This is a genomic window from Moorena sp. SIO2C4 (assembly GCF_010672485.1).
GTDB classification, from domain to species: Bacteria; Cyanobacteriota; Cyanobacteriia; order Cyanobacteriales; family Coleofasciculaceae; genus Moorena; species Moorena producens.
This window is the reverse complement of record NZ_JAAHGN010001447.1, coordinates 1-1,421: the sequence shown is the minus strand read 5'-3', so window position 1 is coordinate 1,421 and position 1,421 is coordinate 1. Positions and strand designations below refer to the sequence as shown.

Annotated in this window: 2 protein-coding genes; one reads left to right on the top strand and one right to left on the bottom strand. The window is 46.1% G+C overall.

Going from position 1 to position 1,421, the window contains the following annotated elements; translation table 11 throughout:
* The first annotated feature begins 429 nt into the window (after positions 1–429).
* Positions 430–597, top strand: coding sequence for a hypothetical protein (locus tag F6K20_RS38475; RefSeq protein WP_008187237.1), 168 nt, complete (start codon positions 430–432; stop codon positions 595–597).
* A gap of 14 nt (positions 598–611) precedes the next feature.
* Here F6K20_RS38475 and F6K20_RS38470 read toward each other — a convergent pair whose 3' ends face one another.
* Positions 612–779: a hypothetical protein gene (locus F6K20_RS38470; RefSeq protein ID WP_008187239.1), complete on the bottom strand. Its 168-nt coding sequence runs from the start codon at positions 777–779 to the stop codon at positions 612–614.
* Between the last annotated feature and the right edge of the window lie 642 nt (positions 780–1,421).

The window sequence follows — 1,421 nt, the reverse complement described above, 5'->3', positions numbered from 1 at the left end:
TCCCCATAGCGGAAGCGATGCAGCGCGGTCTTGGGGAGCCAGTGCGGTCTTGGGGGTTTCCCCCATGAGCAACTGGCGTGGTTTCCCCCACTCGCTATTGCATCAAGACAACGACTTGGGGGAATAGTAAGCGCAAAAGTTCTGGCAACAGGCGCGAGAATGCCGCCTGTCGCGAGGGATAAAACCTTGTAATTAAGACGGACACCCCCACCACGAGAACGCAGGTGGGGGAAGCATTCATGGGTGTTTGGTTGTTTGCCCTTGGGTGCATCAGTTGTTAAGCTTTTGCTACCACAGAAGCTAACATAAATTGCTTCGACTTGATGGAGATAGGGGAAGCGAGAGATAGTAAACGCGATGTTCCTTTGGAACCGCTTCGCGAACGCATCCCAATCAATCTCAGGACAATCGAAGTAATAATCCCCTACCATGGGGATAGCGATCGCAAGGGGAGAAAGCTCAGGGGATGACGGCTCACAGGGGTTAGGGGACCGGTCCCCATTACCGATTAGCCATTACCGATTAGCCATTACCCATTACCGATTAGCCATTACCCATTACCTATTACCTATTACCTATTACCTATCTCCAAAGTAAAAAACCTACCCTTGTCAGGGGGTGTGGGTTCCCTGTTTCAGAGCATCTAGAGCAGTTTTTAATCCCGGTTCCGGTTGATGAAATGTCAGCTTACGGCTTGAAGATTGGATCACAATATTTCCCTCAACAGGGGTGAGGGTAATTTCGGGTTTAAGGGAAACAGTTAAGGATGAGAAATTCATTAGTAAGGCTGCATTTAACCTTAACCCAAGCTGACAACAGATAACGAGAATAATTGTTGCGCGTTAGCAACACCCTATGTTAAATTTCATCGGGATTAATGCCCAGCTGTCGTAACCGTTCTGGGAGTTGTTCAGCTCGTTGGTGTTCGAGTTGAGCTTTTTCTTGTATTTCCTAGGTTGCAAAAGCAAGTTCTGATCACAGGCAGCAATCAGTCCAACTTTTGATGCACTGAGGAAACAGATCACAAAACATGATCATGTGCAATTTACGGATATCACCTATTTAAAATTGTTAAATTTCCGCTGAAATTTCAGTAATTATATCGAGGCCACAGCAGCTTAAATCAGGAAATCCTAGATTAGGTCAATAACAAGAGTTTAACTAGATGAGTTAAAACCAGCGGAAAATCAGGGTGCGATCGCTTAGCTGAATAAATTACACTAATTAAAGAAAAAGCTATAGCACTACCCATTAAGATGTTTGACATTCCATAACTCCGAAACGTAAGTAATCGCTTACTTTTAGGTGCGACCCGTGGCGAATTTAATTCGCCGAACGCGCCCCGCGTCTCCTACGGAGAACGGAAAGCGCACCTTTGACTTCTGACCCAAGAACCTTGCTGACTTGCGCGTAGCGCTATA